We start from the raw sequence: 18,599 nt of genomic DNA, 5'->3' as shown, positions 1-18,599 counted from the left end.
AAGGAACAATGCGATCGATTACACCCGGCAGTGCACAGCTGGTATTGCGCTACACAGAAAAATAGATAATTTCTCTAGTTCACAGCTCTAGTCTGACCCCTATTTATCGAATGGGTGGACACTTGATCCGGCCAGGAAAAACGTATTGAATAGAGAAATTACTCAACAGATAACTGTCTTTACCAAGCTCATTTTTGCTCCGCTCTGTGGTTACGAACAAAGCAGGTTGATCCTGAAAAAGTTGCTGAGCCGCTGTATAACGACTGGTGTTGACCCGGGCCGCATCGTACTCGAACCGACGATCGGCCATAAGAGTTGTCAGGCCCCGCATGTTGCCTGATCCGGCATACAATCCACCCACATCGTCTAGGTAGTTAGTGAATGTATAGCGGAAACCAATGTCCAAACCCACATTAAAACTATCGTTCAGTTTATACCGTATTCCAAAACCAATAGGGATCGCTATGGAGATTCGGGAGTACGCTTGGATAGTCTCGGACTGATCTTGTCCTTCTGTATGCAAAGGTTGGAGCTTTACCCATTGCCTGGCTACAAATTCGCTGTTATTTCCATTCGTTGCGGTAGGCGTCCGCGCTTCAGGATCGTGACCAATTACGGCCAGGCCGCCAAAAATATAAGGCGTTATTTTCGCCCGCCGATATGGGTTGATACCATCCGCCAGAAAATTGTATATGCCCACAATAGCTACTTCTTTTACATCATTGCGGAAATGGAGATTTCGGGCGTATTGAAATGAGTATTTGTCTAAATTCCCATTACTGTACGTATAGTCGTCACCAGTGATTCGTGCCCAAGTAAACATAACACGAGCGCTAAAGTGAGGTGTAAACTGGCGCGTGTAACCCAGACCAATATTCCATCTTGGCAGAGTCGTTAAGGATTTGAATGGATGCTTGTAACTAGCGAGATCACCAAAATAGGTAGAGGAACCCGCACCAACTGTAACCAGATCGTATGGAATGAATCGTGTATTGTACTTTCGTTGGGCCACACATTCCCCGGTAAGCCCAAGCAAAGCGCACAACACCAAAACGTATTTATCTCTATTCATGTGCTTGTAATCTGGAGATCGATCGTGAAGAATCCACGGGTGTGTTGGTTCCCAAAAAGTGAATTAATGGCTTTTTATCGCTAACGCACAGTGTATACGTTAGCGACATGGGTGGCCCGAATGAGAAAGGTTGGACAGAAGAGAAGAAGGTTGTACCCGTTAAAAGTAGCGGGGCGTCAGAACGCGGGTTTTATTCACGCCCAGTTCATATCGGATCATAATCTCGTGCGAACTGGGGGCCACATCCTTAAAGTTGTTCATGGTGCGGTCGTAGGCGTATCCGAATCGAAATTGATTCGTTAGCTGTACTTCCAGCAAACCAACCAGCGCGTCGGTCGTGTACGTTGACCAGGAGGAGAACTGGTTTCTGCGGACAGACGCACCAATGGCAATTCGATCCGCGAACCAAACGTTAATGTTTCCATCAACTCCCATAGTAGACCCTTCTGCATACCGAAGCAGCATCGATGGTTTTATTTTCACTACCGGACTGATGCCCACCACGAATCCAGCCGTTAAATAAGCCTGACGAAGCTGTGTTGATCGCAGGTTACCCGCATTATATTCGCTCAGCTTGTTTTTTATCAGGCGTGGTACCGAAAGACTAACGTAAGCTCGATCGCTGCTTAGGTAAATGCCCGTGCCGAAATTAGGCAGAATTTTAGAGACATTATTGGCAAAGTTGGGATCGGGCTGGCCCGTATTCCCCGGATTGATCTGTACCTCGGTGAGGTTGGCCTGGTAGCTCGATGCACCGCCCTGCAAACCGAGGGCTAGCATGCTGCGTTTGCCAATGGGAATGCGAAAGGCGTAGGAAACGAAGCCACCAGCTTCCTGAAAGACACCTATTTTATCGCCGTACAATTGCAGACCTACGCCAACGCGCTCCCGGTTCAACGGCATGTCCATCGTAAACGTAGCGGTTTGTGGAGCACCCTGCACGCCCGTCCACTGATTTCGGTAGAGTGCCGACATACTCAGCACTTCCCGACTGCCTGCATAGGCGGGATTCAGGGCCATCATATTGAACATGTACTGTGAGAACATCTTATCCTGCTGTCCCCAGGCAGAGCAGTTGATCAAGAAAAGAAGCAGGAGAAAGGGAGTATACTGCCTCGTTGAAAACGGGTTTGACATCGCTGTTAGCGGTTAATAATCATGAAGTAAGCACAACACATCCGTTCATCAATGACCCGGTTAACTCATCAATGAATGATCGTCATCGATCGCTGAAATGAGCGCCCATCGCTCAATCGAACGTTGTAGAAATAAGTGCCGCTGGCCACGACAGCCCCATCCGACTGACCATCCCAATCGTTCTGATAATTGTCGTTCGTATACACAATGGCACCACTTAGGTTGTAAACCGTGAGACTAGCCTTGAGCGCGCCTATATTGTACAGAATGAAGCGGTCGTTGAGGCCATCCCCATTGGGCGAAAAACCTTCCGGAATCATCAGTTCGGTCGTGTTGGCTGACCCCAGACCGTTGCACACGGCCGCAAAGGAATCAATAGCCAGGTTCAGAAATGTACCGCTGGCTTTCACGATATAAGCGTCTACGTTCGCGGAATTGCCCTTCAGTACGACTTCGCTAAGCCCCGTTATCGGAAACGTGTTGTTGTCGTTCCAGACGATGGACGTGCCCGCATCGGCCCTGGGATTGACCATATCAAATTGTACCGTGGCTACTGGAACCCACTTATTCCCTACCGTTGTGGCCCCTTGTTCGGAACCGCTGTAGATGACGTTTAACGAAACGATGCCCCTGGTCAAACGCTCAGAAGAGCCATTGAGCGTTTGGGGGTTGTAGTTTCGATCAGCCGTTTTAGCCGCGCTGCTGAAATTATGTTGCTCAACAAGAACAGGATGCTGCAGGAATTGGGCGTCGTACTGGAAACGAAAATTAGCATTTCCCATCAAAAACGAAGTAGTTTCATTCTGCGCTTTCAGCTCAATGTCAACCAGCAGTTTCTGATTGCCGCAGTCTGCCTTTCTCGTCAACAAACGGACATCGAACACCCCATTTTGGGCCGTCGCCTGCACGGTGCATAAGGTGAAAACGGACACGAGAGTAATAAAATACCGGATCATAGCTATTGTCCTTTGAGTCTGTTTCTTTAAATTGTAAAAGCGCGAATCAACGCTGAAACCGCTTGGTTTATGGTTTCAGCGTTGTCACTGCCTTAATGAGGTACTTTGGAATAGCGACCATTATTTTTGTTCCAGAGCACACTATCGCCGAAGTTTACGTCAGCGTCCATGTTGAAGTCGCCTGTTCGGTATTGATCAAAAACACCGCTCTCGTCTTTCCATAATTTAGAATCGAAGAAGTTGATATCGAAGTTCTCCGTGTAGACATCCTTCTTGCCGTCTCCGCCATAGAGCATCCACCGATTATCGATCCTGATCTCACCAAAAGATGGTGGATCGGTAGCCGTGTACGAATCCTGAGCCGTAAAGTCGAAGACCAATTTGTTCCCTACAATCGGGACACGACTCGACGACATCACACCCATATGATTACGGTGTTCAACGACGGGGAAATACCGGCCGTCCGGAATAGAGAAACAAGGGCTCAGGAAGGTAATGCGACCGTCATTGTGCAGCAGACCTGCCACCCGGAAGATCGTGTTCGTACTGAGCGAATCCGTCCGAAGTGAGACCAGTACCCAGTCGACAACATCTGCCGGATAGGTGCTCATACGTTCTGTCCCGGTGTAGTTCCAGGGAGCGGTGTTGTAGGGCTGCCCCGCTGGTGTCAAGACGGCGAACATACCGATTGGCGACTGACCGGGTAATAGACCGCGACTGTTCAGAAGGGTATTCATCAGATGAGTCGTCGAATTGTACGGTCCTTCCAGTAACACCGTCAACTCCATCGTTACGCATGCCGTCGATGGCGTACAATTGGTTGGAGCCGCAATGGTAAAACTGGTCGTCTTATCACAGCCCGCCAGGGAACTGGTTGCGGTTACGATAACGGCTGTTACACCGGCCGGTACACTGATCGTATGAGTTGCCGTATTGATGATACCACCATTGTTAACGGAAACGGCTCCGCCATTGGTCAGATAGGTGACGGTGAAACCACCATTCGCTGAACACGCCGGGTTACCGAGCGTCAGCATCGGTGCTATGCAGGGTGTACAACCGGCCGGTGGGTTTGCCGTACTGATCTGAGTGCATAGTCCATTCGTTGCCGTTACACTCAGCACGATGCCTGCTGGAATACCACTGATGACGCCTGCCGATACCGTGCTACCAGCATTGGCCAATAGAGTGGTGCCTTGTGTCGCGATGTAATTCACGCTGTAGGTGCCGTCGTTGCAATGCGATGTACCCAGAACAATCAAGTTTGACGGGCAAGGAGTTACAACAGTGATGGTGGTGATGGCCGTAGCGGAGTTATTGGCGGGGTTAGTGTCGGTGGTGCCGGTGGGTGGGGTTACACTAGCCACGTTGACGATTGAACCCGAGGCTCCGGCGGTACCACTAACGACCAGGGTCAAGCTACCCCCTGCGGGTAGCGTGGTGATGGTGAGCCCGCTTTGTAGACCGGCCAGTGTTGGGTTGATGGGGCAGCTCGTACCTGCGCTGGCCCCCGTGCAGCTCACTCCACTGACGGTGAAGTTGGCTGTGGCGGGGTCCATCACGGTAGCCCCGTTGGCTGCACTAGGCCCGTTGTTGGTGATGACCAGGTTATAGCTCACACTGGCTCCAGCGTTGACTGTCGAGGGGCCTGTCTTGACCACGCTCAAATCCGTGCCACAATCAATGACGGCAACACTCGTTGTCGCTACCGTCGAACAGGCGGTTCCATTGCTGGCTACTACTGTGTAGGAATAGTTACCGGTTTTGGTGAGCGTAGCCAGGGCTGGGTTTGTGCTGGCGCTGGTCAAACCTGGTCCGCTCCAACTGTAGTTAGCGAAACCACTGGTGGCTGTTAATGAGAGAGTAGCTGTTCCAGTGCTTAAACAAACCGGCGCGAGGTTGTTGACGGCCAGCTGACCAGAACTAGTCCATGTAAGAGCAACACAAGCCTGATCACTGGCTGTCTGACAAACATCCTGGATGGTGTTACAAATTGTTAATGAACCAGGTGTGGTAGTGCCCTGTCCATCGGTTGGGAATGTGAGCGTATAAGCACCTGTTACGGGATCGATCGACACATTGGCTGACAGACTCGAAGGAGATACGGTAAAGCCGGTCCATTTGCGATTGCTGGCATTTACTTCGAACGTGCCAGCCGGTAGAGTAGCGGCATTCCAGTTGCGGAGTACCTGCGTAAAATAATTATTGGTATATGTCGCCGTTGATGCGCATAGAGTCGTGGCATCATTTTGAACATCGGGGAGGACTAGCGTAACCGATGACGAAGCGTCATTCTTGCAATACCGTTGATAAGCCGCTACGAAGGCACCCCGTGGAAGTTGAATGGATAAATCATGATTCAGGTTGAAACCGAATTTGGCTAGCAGCTGACTCTGAAGCGGTTCGCCATTGACTAGAACCCGAAGCAGTGACGCGCAGCCAGTACCGGGAAACGAAAACAAGGGAACTGCCTGGCCCGCTACGACGGGCGCATCACTGGTCAGTGGGCCTGTTCCATCCGGGTCTACATCCGTGGCCGTTGGCGCCATACCGACCTGGTGAACAGCCAGGCCAGTCAACGCAGGTACGCTGGTTTGTCCGGCATTTGTGATGAATTCGTTATCCGTCACAAAATCGGTCCAGATACCGTTTAGGTTGGTGATTTGAAAATTAGCATCCCGCCCCGTTGCGGCCGGGGTTGTAAAACCATTGGGCGCAATGATGGTGAACTGACCAGTTACCAGGCGGTGTAGCGTATTATCGGAAGGAATGTACCAAGCCGTATACCGGTTGTTGGCCGCATCGTAGGTCAGCTTATAACTCACAGTGGGACCGACTCCCAGCGGATCGCAGCCAGGAACATTCTGTGCGTTGACGATATTTCCTAGTGCGCCTATAAACAGCAGGAGCCACACTACATTGGTTTTATACCAGCCATTTATTGCTGCCTTCATGTTGATAATATCTTTAGGACGTCCACTCATTTTCGTTGTTGCGAATGCGATCATGTCACTTCCGGTCAATACCGGGTCATGCGGTGAAATTTTCGGGTACTGGGTTAGACGGAGTACTTGATTACCAGATAACCAAATGTCCTCCGCCTGAATGGCAGAGGACGTTACGCGTTATCGGTCGATTCGGGCGGCTTTATCGGCCTCTTCCTCGGCTGGTTCGGGTAATTACTACCGGGACACAAGCCGTTGCCTTACAACAGTTTCCGGATACGAACAAGACCGGGCAACATCCCTGCGTGGGGCAGGCTGACGTCGTGGATGTGAAGGTGTACTTACCAATGGCATTTACGCTGTAGGTCGACGAGGTCGCTCCGGGTATGAGCTGACCGTCTTTAAACCATTGGATACCGGCATAACCCGAAGGCAGGTTGAGTTGATAGACATCGCCATCGCAGAAGCTGATCGGTACGGCAAAACAGGCTATGCTGATATCATCTTCAAGCATATTGTTGTTGTCGGGTGTCGAGTTCACATCTGTCTGATCGGCATGGCTTACCTGCGCTTTATTGAACCAGGTCCCTTCGGCATTCACCTTCACCGTCATCACCAGCGTAGCCGTACTGTTGGCGGCAATTGTACCGACAGTCCATAACCCCGTTGTCGCGTTGTAACTTCCCTGACCACTGGCTGACTCGAACACAACCCCGGCGGGTAACGTGTCCTTTACGGCAACCCCGGTAGCCGTGTTTGTACTGCTGTTTCTGACGACAACAGAATACGAAATGACCGTGTTGAGCGCCGGCGATACATTACTGACTGTCTTCGCCAGTGATAGATTGACGGGCCCAGATCCTGGAGCTGTACCGGTGATGGTGATCCGTAACCAGGCCTGATCGCAGACGGTAGGACTAAGCTGTTTGCAGACCTGGTAACGGATGCTGTCTTTGCCTGTGTAGCCCGTCTTAGGTGTGTAGGTATATGAGCCGTCGGCGTTGAGCACGATGGTTCCGTTTTTAGGTCCGGTGATGGGTGTCGTCGTTACGACCAGCGGTCCGTCCGCATCATTGGTAGCCACGTTGCCTGACACCGGGCCGTTAACAATAGTGGTGTTAACATCGTCGACTGCCTTGATCGAGCAGTACTGAGGAACACAAACCTGAAGATTGCCGAAGTACTTACTGGACGTTACGTTGACCAATCTATAGCCCGCCGTATTGGACGCATCGGCCAAATATTCGTTCATACCGGTAATGGGAAACGTCGTATCGGTATGCCAGCGCAGACCAAAGCAGTTCGATGTAACAAGGGTAGTATTGATTATATCGAACTGGATACAGGAAACCGTAATCCAGTCGGTACCAACGGTTTTCGCACCCGTACCCGAACCACCATAAATTGTATTTAGCGATACCGTCCCAACCGTCGGACCTGCTGTGCTTCCGTTCAGGTTCTGGGGATTGTAGCGGCTATCGCTGGCCGGGGCCACATTGGCAAAATTCTCCTGACTAACGATCTCGGGATTTCTTATGATTTGAGAATCGTAATCGAACCGATAATTGGCATCGCCCATCAGGAACGTACTATCAGGCGAACTGGACTTGACATCCACGCGAATGATTACTTTTCCGGTAGCGCAGTCCAGCGATTTGACCGAAAACCGAACGGAAAACCGCCCTTTCTGCGCGTAGGCATTGGTAATAAGAGCCAGGCTAAAAATGATCAGAACGTAAATTTTTTGTTTCATAGAGACTCAACTTATGGTGTAACAGGTGTCTTGGACTAAGTCGGCGGATCATCGTTGAGAACCAGTATAGCTTGACTAGTATTTTTGTGTTTAGCAGGAAGAATACGTCCTGTCCGATAGCCCGAGTCGTTGCTCCGGCGAATGACTGTCCCGCTATTTTTTCTGGCGCATGGGCAGCATTGAACCTGGCATCATCGGTAGTTCTTGCCAGAACGGTAGAGCAAGATGTTCGCCAAACAGCCCACTTGGGCCTGGTTAACGTACAACGAGGTTATCGAATACCATCAAATTGTATGATTGTAACTATGAATGGTGTCTTTGTGGCATTAACCTGTTGATTAGTAATTATGTAGGCGTTTAGTATCCAGTTTATTAAATGAAAAATGGTTTTAATTACTATAACTGGGCTGATAGGCATTCGAACAGGTTTATTAATAACTTATCTTTTCTTTTTCTCTCCAGTACGCGTCTGCAACGCGCATAGTTTTTGTGGCTATAATCGGTTGAGTTATAGCTTGGCAATCACAGCGTCGTAGCGCTCTGTTCTGTACACAGGTAGACCACTGTTTACCGGGTCAGTTCAAGTGGCTGACACGCGACGTTTTACGCTCTCAATTACGCCAGTCACTTTTTTTATTCTTTCCGTACGAGGCTAGTCGGCCATTATCCATAAGGCAAATCAACCGGATGAACAGCATTCGTATGAACTGATATTACTACGGCTTGATTTGCACAAATAAACAAACGCGTACTACATTATTTGTTTACTTACTGAAATACGCGTTTGTTTATTTGTGCAAATGTGTATATTTGCTTTGTAAGCTATAGAACAGATCAATGATTCTTTCCGTAACAAGTCTCAAGGGTGGCGTAGGTAAATCGACTATTTCCCAGAATCTGGCGGTTTGCTTCGCTCATGCTGGCTACAAGGTGTGTATCTTCGATGTTGACACGAACCAAAGTGCTATTCACTGGTCAGGTTTTCGTCCCGACGATTCGCCGGCTATTCCGGTATTCGGCCAGCCTGACGGAATTGAATTGTCCAAAAACGTCAAGCTGATCAACAGGGATTACGAGATTGTCATCATCGATGGAACGCCATCACTCAATAAAATCACCAGTAAAATTATTCTGCTGGCTGACCTGCTCCTGATTCCAATCATTCCGAGCGGCCTCGATATATGGGCAACCACGCATTTTCTGGATCGCTACCGGGATGCCGTAGTCGAGAAAGAAAAACACATACCTGCTTACTTTCTGATGAATCAGTTTCAGCCGAATACCAATCTGGCGAAAGAAGTGAAAGAGGTGCTGGAGGACACCGAAATTCCGGTGTTGGCAAACAGCCTCAAGAGCCGGACCGCTTACCGGGAAGCTGTCATTAAAGGACTGGGTGTTGTCGAGTATAAAGATGAAAAGGCAAAGGCGGAGCTTGTGAACGTGTTCAACGAGCTAACTCAGATTATCAAAAAACTGTAAAGCAATGGCTAAAGAACGACTGGGACTCAAGAATACGTTGGGATTAAGCCCCAAAGTAGAGGTCCGCAAATCAGAGATAGATGTGGAGCATACCGAAAAAGCCGTGAAAGAGATTCACTCCACGAAGGAAGAAACGAAGCGCGTTACGGTCGATATGCCTACTGATCTTTTTAAAGCAATGAAAATAAAGATCCTTGGTGAGCAAACCGCCCGCGATTATATCCTTAATCTGGTACGCAATGATTTAAACAAATACTGATTTGTGTAAATACACATTTGCACAAATCAGTATTTGTTTAAGAAAGTAACTAGCTGATATACTAATGGTTGAATCGAAAAAAATAGATGATGGCAGCCTACGCTAATAAATTCCAATTGCCATATTGTAAGCTACAGGATTAAACACCACAAACGGCCATGTCATGTCTGACAGGCGATTTTAGCGCGATCTGGCCAGTCGGTGGGCGGGTTGAGGAGAATCGGTATTGTCTAATAAAGGTGCCGTCTGCTTTTTGTGATAGAAGACATAAGAACTAAATCCTAAGGCGATGAAGACAAGCATGGGCGACCAGTCGCTGACGGCTTTACCACTACTGGCTACTGAATACGTAGCCCCCAGCAGATCAAACAGTAAGCCAGCATAGGCCCATTCCTTGAGTCGGGAAAATCCCGGAATCAGGATTGCCAGTACGCCCAGTAACTTAGCCCAGCCCAAGAACGGAATCAGATACAAGGGGTAGCCCATTTCCTTGAATCCCTGAACGGCCATTGGAACGACCATGATATCAGGGATGGCCGAACCAAGCATAACGAAGGCAAACAGACCGGTTAATAGCCAATACGTGATTTTTATCCTTTTCATAGCGATTGTGTTTTCGTTTTTGATACAGTTGTGTGTGCTGGTATAGTGTCGATCAACCGTATAAATTTACCACGCTTTATTGGTAGATGGCAGGGGTAAAACCGGCAAGTTAAGGGGGTGATTGCGTCACCGAAACGCATTGTAAATCGATAACCACACGAAGCAGAACACAGTTAGCTTTAGAGCTTACCTGTAGTTTTGATGTGCTTGTTATTCGTGTTGGTAGAGGAAATAATGTTGCTTCAATATGACAATGAATAAATCGGTGTCGGCAAAGATGGGCCTCAAGGCGGGCAGTCGCGCGCTGTTTGTCAATGCCCCAGCCGATGCAATAGCCGCAATCGAGCCACCAATGCTTGACGTTGGCGCAGAATCCGAGGGCGATCTCGAGGGCGATTTTGAGTATATCCACCTCTTCGTTACCCGTCAGGCTGCACTGCATGAGGAGTTTCCGAAATTGAAAGCGCACGTAAAACCGACGGGGATGCTCTGGGTGTCCTGGCCAAAAGCGGGGCAGATGGGTACTGACCTGACGCTGACAAAGGTTATTGAAATAGGGTATGAATACGGACTTGTCGAAAGCAAAAACCTACGCATCAACGCGATCTGGTCAGCCCTGAAGTTCACGCATCCGAAGAAAGGAAAAGTGTACAGGAACAGTTACGGAACACTGAACCTGTAGATTGTCTGTCGAGTGGTGATCTGCCCTTAGCTTTGTTAGTTGCTCAGCTCGTTCAGTTTGGCTTCCAGTTGTTCCATACTCAGGTCGGTAGCAACCACGTTGCCATCTGGGTCAAGTAATACGCTGGTGGGATATTTCGAGATGTGGTATTGATCAACCAACCCGGTCTTACCCGTAGAAAACACGTGCGGCCAGGCCACATTATGCTTCTTGAGAAAAGCCCGTAACCGGTCGGGTGTATCAGCGCCTACAACCCCCAGAAATTCGAACCGGTTTTTATCGACGCTCCGGTAAAGCTTTTTCAACGTCGGCATAGCGGCTACGCACGGCGCACACCCGGTGTACCAGAAGTCAACATAGACATACTTACCCTTTAGACCGGTCAGCGAAATCGGATTGCCCGTGGTAAACTCGCGTGCCGTGAACGACCGAAACGGCCGACCTGTTCTCAGTGAATAGTCTACATAGCCCGTGGGGAGGGCTTCCAGTTGAAGGGTGTTCGTATACGTATTGACTCCTCTGTTCCTGTAGTTACGGCCGCCCAGGGTGATCATATCGCCTAGTTCCGTGAGGTTATCGGCTGCGATCTTCGTTTGCCAAAACCAGCGGGGTTGTTGCGCAATCGACGTATACTCCTCGTAATTCAATCCGGCAAAACCGCTTGTGATAAGTAAGTCTATTGATTCATCCGCTTGTCGGAGCGAGGCCCGGGCATACTGGGGGAAACAAAAGAACAGATCATAGCCCATTCGTTTGACAACTAGTGGTATGCGAGCAGTAACGATCTTGCCTTTCTGATACGATTGGTAGGTTATCAGGCGGGCATCCGTAATGTTATCGGGCATGGTACCCGGCTTGATAACTTCTGCTTCGAAGGGCGTCTCATCGCTGAAATCAAGGTTATTGTTCGTATCGACCATAACGACCCATTTACCACTGGTCTGATCAAACCCTCTCAACAAATAAACATAACACTTGATGGGCTGCTTAGAGAACTGGGCATCGTTGAGTGCTAATTTCCTATCCTGCTGGTAGCTTACATACCACGATCGGGGAACGGTACCCTTTAGCACATTCTGATAGATGAGCTGCCAGGTGTTAATTCTGGCCATTGCTTTTTCGACGTTTGTCCAGTGTTTGGGAATCCCTTTCACGGGTAAGTTCATCTTACTCCAATTGGACCCATCGTTCAGCTCCGGGGTGAATCGAGAGAAAGCGATACCAAAAGGTCCGTACCCGTTTACCGTAGTAATAGGAACGTTAATCAGCGTTGTCGTCTGTTGTCCTTGTAAGGGTAGCGGCCCGTAAAACAGAAGGGCAATCAGTAGCGTATAAATCCTCATAAAAAATTGAAGCTGTAAGTCCCAATTCAGCCATGAAAGTCAGGTTGCCAAAGTTCATACTTATGTTCTTCTGCGACAGCTATATAGCTAATCCTACGCCGTGAGTCTGTCATCAGTATGGGCCAGCCCTCTTGACCCGTACTGGTTGATTCCGGACACCTGGTTAGGTAGCCGACAACCCATCGTCGCGGGGCCGCAGCTAATCGAGCTACGGATGCTATGATCACCGGCATACGGTACATTAAACTACTTCAGATAGCCACTTGGGCAGTTTAAGTTTCCGTTATTTTTATATATAAATATGACAGTTATTTACTATTTTATATACCTTGATTCTGTTTACTTGTCTTTTGCCGCCCTACTCGATTATATGTACTACGTTCTTGCCCCAAAAGGCAAAAAGCTTGGCAATACAGCCCGTTCAACATTCTTTCACAAGCTTGTAAACAGCTGGTACGGGTTAATGCTAGTACCAATCCTGCTTCACCTATGGCTGGTCTATCAGTTAGCGGTTAATATTCCGTACATAGACGATTACACCTTTTTGCTCGACTGTCTGCACTGGCAACTACCTGACCTGACTCTAACCGACTATCTGAAGCAGCTCTTTTATCCGCACGGTGAGCATGTTATCCTGTTTGCCCGACTGACCGTGTTGGCCGACTATTGGATTGAAGGCAGCCTGAACTTTAGAACGCTGTTCTTCATAGGTAATTTAACCTTTCTTGGAACGGTATGGCTACTTGTCCGACTGGCCCGCCGAAGCGGTATACAGCCTTTGTATCTGTTACCCGTTACCCTTTTCCTTTTCCAACCACAATCTTACGAGAATACGACTACGTGGGCTATTTGCGCCCTGCAACACCTACCGGCTCTCTTTTTCGCTTTTCTGGCCTTCGACCTGATAAGTCGTCCGTCTGAACGGGCCTTTTTGCTGAGTTTGCCCGTTGCTTTTCTGGCTGTATTCTCCAATGGTAATGGGCTGATTACTTTGGGGGTTGGCTTTCTGGTTGTGCTGGCGCTGAAAAACCGGTTTCGATTGATCGTTTGGTTGGGATTCATGGCGGTATGCCTGGGGCTGTATCTGTACATCCATCACCAGAGTCATTCGCCTGCCATAGGGACGAACCTGACTCACCCCGTCCGAGTGCTGGTGGGCTTTTTTCTGATGGTTGGCTCGATCGGGTTGGTGTTCACCCGATCATTAGCTGTCCTGTCGGCTATTGGGTTTGCCATCACGGCTCTTTCTGGTCTCGTAGTCATTACCGGTGTCTATCAACTACTGGACAGGGCCAAAAGGCTGTCTTATTTACCCGCTCAGGTTCACCGTTTTTTCGATCGTTCTTTAGCGGCAAATACGTCTTTCCTGGTCCTGACGGCCTGCTTTTTATACACGGTACTTACACTGTTCAGTATTTCATTCGCCCGGAGCCTTGGCTGGTACAATAGTTTGTTGTTACCCCGGTTCATCTGGTTTGCTACGATCGCTTTTGCCGTTGGCTACCTGCTCATTCTTCTCTGGTTCAAACCGTCCTACCGTCCCCTGGTCGGGCGTGTTGCCCTGTTGATCGGTTTGCTGATCAACGGATTTTCGTATGGGTTTGGGCTCGGTGAAGTCACGTATACCAGGCAGTTGCACCTGAGTGACATCACGAACTGGCAGGATGATAAAATTCTGGTTTCATTACCGGCTAATACCCGCCAGCTTGATCATTTTTATAGTGATATTTTAGCCGTTGCTCAGCAGAAGGGAGTCTATAAATTACCGCAGCCGCTCAGTACGTTCGCGTTGGATACTAAAGCTGTGTCTACGTCCCTTTCCAACGTCGTCGCCAAAGACAGTAGCTTTCTGTTGGGCGACCGGCAGATTCGCTACTTGACAATTGAGACTGGACTGCTCAAATCAGCCGCCTTTTCCGATAAAGAAGTATATTTAGTCGCTCGATCGGCTAGGCATCGATTCATATGGCCTGTTAACCAGAGTTATACCAAGTTAGCCCCCTACTTGATGACAGGAAAAGCTGATTGGGGTGCTGCAATGGTTTGGGTTTTTGACGATCAGGTGCCTCTGGATTCTTATCAGATCAGTTTAGCCTGGTCAGAGAAAGGAGACTGGCACATAGCTCCTACGACTCAATCGATAAAACTGGGCACACAATTATAGTTCTATTGATTGAGTCGTTGTCGATCAGTAGGATGACACTGACTTCTTGTTCGCTAGACAGTAAACAACCCGTAAGATCGAACTGCCAGGCCGTTCGTTGTTTTGATTAGCTCTTCATCGATATGGTTCGAAACCTGGTATACCGTTATTGCCTGTGTGCATTACTTGGCCTCGTTGGGTTCAACTGCACGAAAGACTACCCGTCAACGGCTCCTTACACGCCTACTTCAGATCCAAACGACCCAAATCGGCCGCCGGCCCAGCTTCCCCTTTCGCCGGCCAAACGGCTCTTTATCTCGAATGACAAGGTTAAGCTGGGTATCGATCTTAACATGGGTGGGGCCATTACGTACCTCTCCGAAGCCGGTAGTTCGGAGAATATGATCAACAATTACGATTTGGGTAGACAGCTACAGACGTCGCTCTACGGAGGACCCTACCCGTATTCGGTGAACGGGAAAGACCCAATCTACGTATGGCGCAATCTGGGATGGAATCCGGTACAAACGGGTGACTATTACAACCACCCTGCCCTTATCGTCAGTTACCAGCAAACGTCAACCATGCTATACGTGAAAAGTATACCGCTGGTGTGGCCGCTTTTCGACGAACCGGCCGATTGTGTGATGGAGCATTGGATGGAGCTGAGGGGAAACGCAATTCATGTACGAAGCCGGACAACCGTCAATCGAAGGGACACAACCCAGTATGAAGCCCGAACCCAGGAGACGCCCTGTATAAACGTGAATGCTCCCTGGTATCGCTTAGTCTCCTACACGGGCTCAGAACCCTTCACCAACGGAGCCGTTGCCGAAAATACAAACGTGGATGCCACCTTTCGATACGGGACTGAAAACTGGGTCGCCATACTTGATCGGCAGGGACGGGGTCTTGGCCTTCATAAACCGAACGATTTTCGGTTTCAAACGAATGGCTATCCCAATGCCACGCGGGTAGGCGGTGAGTACGCGATAGAAAGTAATTACATGAACAGTAACTCGTTTCTATTAATCGATCATAACGGTCAGTACGAGTACGAATACTCACTGGTTGTTGGATCGTTGGCCGACATCAGGCAGTTTGCTTATAGCCAGCCGCGTCCATCGACGGCTCCTAACTACCGGTTTACGCAGGATCGTCAGGGCTGGTATTATTACAATGCTCGCGATAAAGGCTGGCCAGTTCAGAACGAATTGACGGTCTACTGGCAACGGGCAGATAGCAGTAAAGCTAATTTTCGCGTCTGTAGTCCTTTGGTTTTCTGGCGGGCTACTGATCTCCCCAAAATTTATGTTAAGGCCGCTTTTCAAACCAAGGCCACTCAAGCCAGACTGGTCTGGCGCAAACCGGACGACATTGATTTTTACGACGTTCCCGAACGGTCACTGGACTTTCCGATCGTCGGCGATGGACAGGTTCGGACGTATGAACTGACGCTGACTGGTCGAAATGGATGGGATGGCATTGTGAACCAGATTTGCTTGCTCAATCCGCAAAACAACTTTGAAAAAGGATCGATCATGCGGCTACTCAGCGTGACAACTACTCCCTGAACGGTAAAACGTATTTTTGCTCCAGGATTCAAACCGTCTTTTCATGAAAGTTGCTATACTGGGATTGCACACGGTCTTACTGGGTTATCTGCTGCTTGGTAACCTGATCGGGTGCTCCATCAACCTGCCGGACCCCGAAGCCCCGCTGACAACGCCGACCGCTTTTGTTAGGCCCGCGCCAGCATTGCCCCCCATTACGACTGGGTTTGTCTACGAAGTGCCCGGTGCCGAATCGGCCTGGCCGAATTATAACGGAACCCTGATTGGCGATCGGGATGTCGGTCCTACGTCCAGTCAAGAATCGGATCAGCTCCAACTTGAGGTGCGTAAAAACTACGGAGCGGCTATCCAGATCTATGATAAGGTGACTAAACAGCCACTCATCAACTTCTTCGATCTGGGCCGTGAGTCGGGTATGGGTTCGTATGGCGGACCCCGCAGCTTTTCCAGCGACTCGCCCAAATGGAGCGGCATAGGCTACAATCCTCTTCAGGCGGGGGATTACGCAGGCCACTCATCTCCCATTCTGTTTCATGGGTTTATCAACGGCTGGATCTACACCAAAGCGCAGTGTTTGTCCTGGGCACACAGCGATGCCCGTAAATTGCCATTCTTCTACGAGCAGTGGGTCCGGCTGGATGGCAATAAAATCCATGTCAAGGTTCGGCTGACGCACCAGCGAGCCGACAAAACATTTTACGAGCCCGAGTCGCAGGAGTGGCCGTTCATGATGGTCAACGGTGCCCGCAAGGTTCATTTTTATAATGGGGATAAGCCCTTCACCAACGATGTAGCCACGGTTACTGATGGCATTGAGGGGAAAGTGAACGGGGAGTATATCACGCATCAGCTAACGCCATTCGGATTGACTGAACCCTGGCAGGCAGTCGAAATTGGGCCTGATCGACTTATTGGGCTGTACACACCGGGTTATTTTTGGGCCAACTACAACGTATCCAACCTGGCGGCCAATGAAAGCTGGGAAGGCGGAAACACGATTACGTACATTGCCAATTTACCGATGGTCCATCTGGACAGCGATAATACATGGTATAAGGAGTACACTTACGTTATCGGTACCGAGTCGGAAATCCGTGCGTATGCCTATGCCCAGGAGCGGTTTGCTCAGCCCGACTTTTTCTTCAACCGGTTCAATGGGCGCAACGGCTGGGCCATTTTTGATGGTGGTTATGACCAGAAAGAGCCCTTTACCGGCAACAACTGGGAGGCAACCTTAACGGGAAAAGAGCAGAATGGACTTTTAAACGCCTATAACGCCAAGCTCATTTCACCTCACGGAAGCTGGAAAGCCGCCGACTTCAACACGGTCTATCTGCGAATGGCTTACGCTGGCCCGCCGGGAACAGGCGCTCAGGCACCGTTGCGATTAACCTGGCTCATCAATGGACAGGCTCCGGAGGGTGTCGATAACGCCTACCCGACTCAGAACAAGGCTCGGTTTCCCAAAGGAGTTCGTAACCGGACGGAGCAGTCTCTTCAATTTATGGCGATCAATGACGGGCAGTTCCATACGTACAAATTCAGCTTTGCCAATCAGCCGAAGTGGACGGGTATCATTCAGCAGTTTGAGCTGGCTCATGAAGCTACCCCGACCTACGTTGCCCCCGGCGAGAAACTAACCATGCAGTATTTCGGCACTCGCAACCCCGGCGAGTAGTGCCCGTTCGTGGTTCAATTAAGCGAATCTATCAGTGAGTCTGGCTACACAGTGACCGTAGCTTGTAGGCTCGTGCGTCTCAATGAGCTTGCGACCTCATCGAACGGCTACACAATCATGGGCATCCCCTGCTTCAATTCCCCCAAAAAACAGCAGTAGCTTCTGGCTTCTTTTCTGTAAGCATCTCCGGCAAATCAATGATTTAGCCTGACGAATGGTATGTAAACCCCTGTTCCTTTTTTCACAGGGCGTTTGACCGACTCATAAGTGACCACGAAGCATATTGGCTTTTAAACTACCTCTACAAAGCAGTCGATAAAGCAAGCTTAGAACTAACCCAATTCCCGTTTAAGTATATTTATAACTTTTTATTATAGGTAACAAATAATTATACAATGAAGGTTTTAGGTAATTAGCGGCATAAAATTTGCTATCTGTGTATTCATAATCAGTGATAACACTAGATTAAGTAACTTTATCCAGAATATTATGATAGTATTATTTTACATTTTGAAGAAATGTATTACTAAATGTGCTATAAGCTATTTTTTATTGCTTCTGCTAATTTCTCTTTCGTCTCAAGGTTCGCCGATTGTCAAAAAGCCTCCAAGACAGTGGCAAACAAGCGCTATATCTAGCCCGTTACCGATTAATTTACGTTCTCAGCGGGCTGATCCCCGTACCAGCAATGATCTGATCCGGTTTGTTATGCGCAGTAACAAACAATCAGTTGTTGCGGATGAGCAGGTCAAGCTTACCGTTACAGACCAGCTGCTGCGAATAAAGTCAGTCCGATCGGGAGCCGACAGTTCCATAACCCAGGCTGACCTTGTTAATGGATGCAGTTCCTTTTCGGCAGTTTGTTCGGGGAACCAGTACGAAATCCGCTCCCAGAGCCTGACCATCGCGACGGCTGGGGTGTACACGTTGAGCGTGCGCTACCGGGCCCCCGAGAAGGCCGTCAACGCCATCGTA

14 protein-coding genes are annotated in these 18,599 nt (G+C 49.2%); 7 read left to right on the top strand and 7 right to left on the bottom strand.

From position 1 onward, the window contains the following. Window positions 1-103: 103 nt before the first annotated feature. The 5 genes from GK091_RS28930 to GK091_RS28910 form a co-directional block, all read right to left on the bottom strand. Window positions 104-1,072: a DUF6089 family protein gene (locus GK091_RS28930; RefSeq protein WP_164044238.1), complete on the bottom strand. Its 969-nt coding sequence runs from the start codon at window positions 1,070-1,072 to the stop codon at window positions 104-106. A gap of 159 nt (window positions 1,073-1,231) precedes the next feature. Continuing rightward, on the bottom strand, window positions 1,232-2,209 hold the full coding sequence (locus GK091_RS28925; RefSeq protein WP_164044237.1) for a PorP/SprF family type IX secretion system membrane protein: 978 nt from the start codon (window positions 2,207-2,209) through the stop codon (window positions 1,232-1,234). Between the two features lie 68 nt (window positions 2,210-2,277). Beyond that, a complete protein-coding gene (locus GK091_RS28920) occupies window positions 2,278-3,165 on the bottom strand; it encodes a gliding motility-associated C-terminal domain-containing protein (protein ID WP_164044236.1) in 888 nt (295 codons plus the stop codon). A gap of 92 nt (window positions 3,166-3,257) precedes the next feature. After that, window positions 3,258-6,119, bottom strand: a complete 2,862-nt coding sequence (locus GK091_RS28915; protein WP_164044235.1) for a DUF11 domain-containing protein — start codon at window positions 6,117-6,119, stop codon at window positions 3,258-3,260. 193 nt (window positions 6,120-6,312) lie between these two features. Next, window positions 6,313-7,863: an Ig-like domain-containing protein gene (locus GK091_RS28910; protein WP_164044234.1), complete on the bottom strand. Its 1,551-nt coding sequence runs from the start codon at window positions 7,861-7,863 to the stop codon at window positions 6,313-6,315. A gap of 837 nt (window positions 7,864-8,700) precedes the next feature. Here GK091_RS28910 and GK091_RS28905 point away from each other — a divergent pair. Next, complete coding sequence (locus GK091_RS28905; protein ID WP_164044233.1) at window positions 8,701-9,342, top strand: AAA family ATPase; 642 nt, start codon at window positions 8,701-8,703, stop codon at window positions 9,340-9,342. Window positions 9,343-9,346: 4 nt separating this feature from the next. Further along, the gene (locus tag GK091_RS28900; protein WP_164044232.1) at window positions 9,347-9,601 is read left to right on the top strand and encodes a hypothetical protein; all 255 of its coding nucleotides are present in this window, start codon (window positions 9,347-9,349) and stop codon (window positions 9,599-9,601) included. Between the two features lie 180 nt (window positions 9,602-9,781). Here GK091_RS28900 and GK091_RS28895 read toward each other — a convergent pair whose 3' ends face one another. Further along, a complete protein-coding gene (locus GK091_RS28895) occupies window positions 9,782-10,204 on the bottom strand; it encodes a DoxX family protein (protein ID WP_164044231.1) in 423 nt (140 codons plus the stop codon). A gap of 253 nt (window positions 10,205-10,457) precedes the next feature. Here GK091_RS28895 and GK091_RS28890 point away from each other — a divergent pair, with 253 nt between their 5' ends. Continuing rightward, window positions 10,458-10,886, top strand: a complete 429-nt coding sequence (locus GK091_RS28890) for a hypothetical protein (RefSeq protein ID WP_246202469.1) — start codon at window positions 10,458-10,460, stop codon at window positions 10,884-10,886. A gap of 35 nt (window positions 10,887-10,921) precedes the next feature. Here the strand turns inward: GK091_RS28890 and GK091_RS28885 are convergent, their stop codons facing one another. Beyond that, window positions 10,922-12,229, bottom strand: coding sequence for a TlpA family protein disulfide reductase (locus tag GK091_RS28885; protein WP_164044229.1), 1,308 nt, complete (start codon window positions 12,227-12,229; stop codon window positions 10,922-10,924). Between the two features lie 463 nt (window positions 12,230-12,692). Between GK091_RS28885 and GK091_RS28880 the strand changes: the two genes are divergently transcribed. The 4 genes from GK091_RS28880 to GK091_RS28865 all read left to right on the top strand — a co-directional run. Further along, window positions 12,693-14,393, top strand: coding sequence for a hypothetical protein (locus tag GK091_RS28880; RefSeq protein ID WP_164044228.1), 1,701 nt, complete (start codon window positions 12,693-12,695; stop codon window positions 14,391-14,393). A 122-nt stretch (window positions 14,394-14,515) separates the two neighbouring features. Then, entirely contained in the window at window positions 14,516-15,946 is a 1,431-nt protein-coding gene (locus GK091_RS28875) for a hypothetical protein (protein ID WP_164044227.1), read from the top strand. A 43-nt stretch (window positions 15,947-15,989) separates the two neighbouring features. Further along, the gene (locus tag GK091_RS28870) at window positions 15,990-17,624 is read left to right on the top strand and encodes a hypothetical protein (protein WP_164044226.1); all 1,635 of its coding nucleotides are present in this window, start codon (window positions 15,990-15,992) and stop codon (window positions 17,622-17,624) included. A gap of 708 nt (window positions 17,625-18,332) precedes the next feature. Next, a partial coding sequence (locus GK091_RS28865) for a hypothetical protein (protein WP_164044225.1) occupies window positions 18,333-18,599 on the top strand: 267 nt, incomplete at its 3' end.

It is taken from the genome of Spirosoma agri (assembly GCF_010747415.1).
GTDB classification, from domain to species: domain Bacteria; phylum Bacteroidota; class Bacteroidia; order Cytophagales; family Spirosomataceae; genus Spirosoma; species Spirosoma agri.
This window is presented reverse-complemented; position numbering and strand designations above follow the sequence as displayed.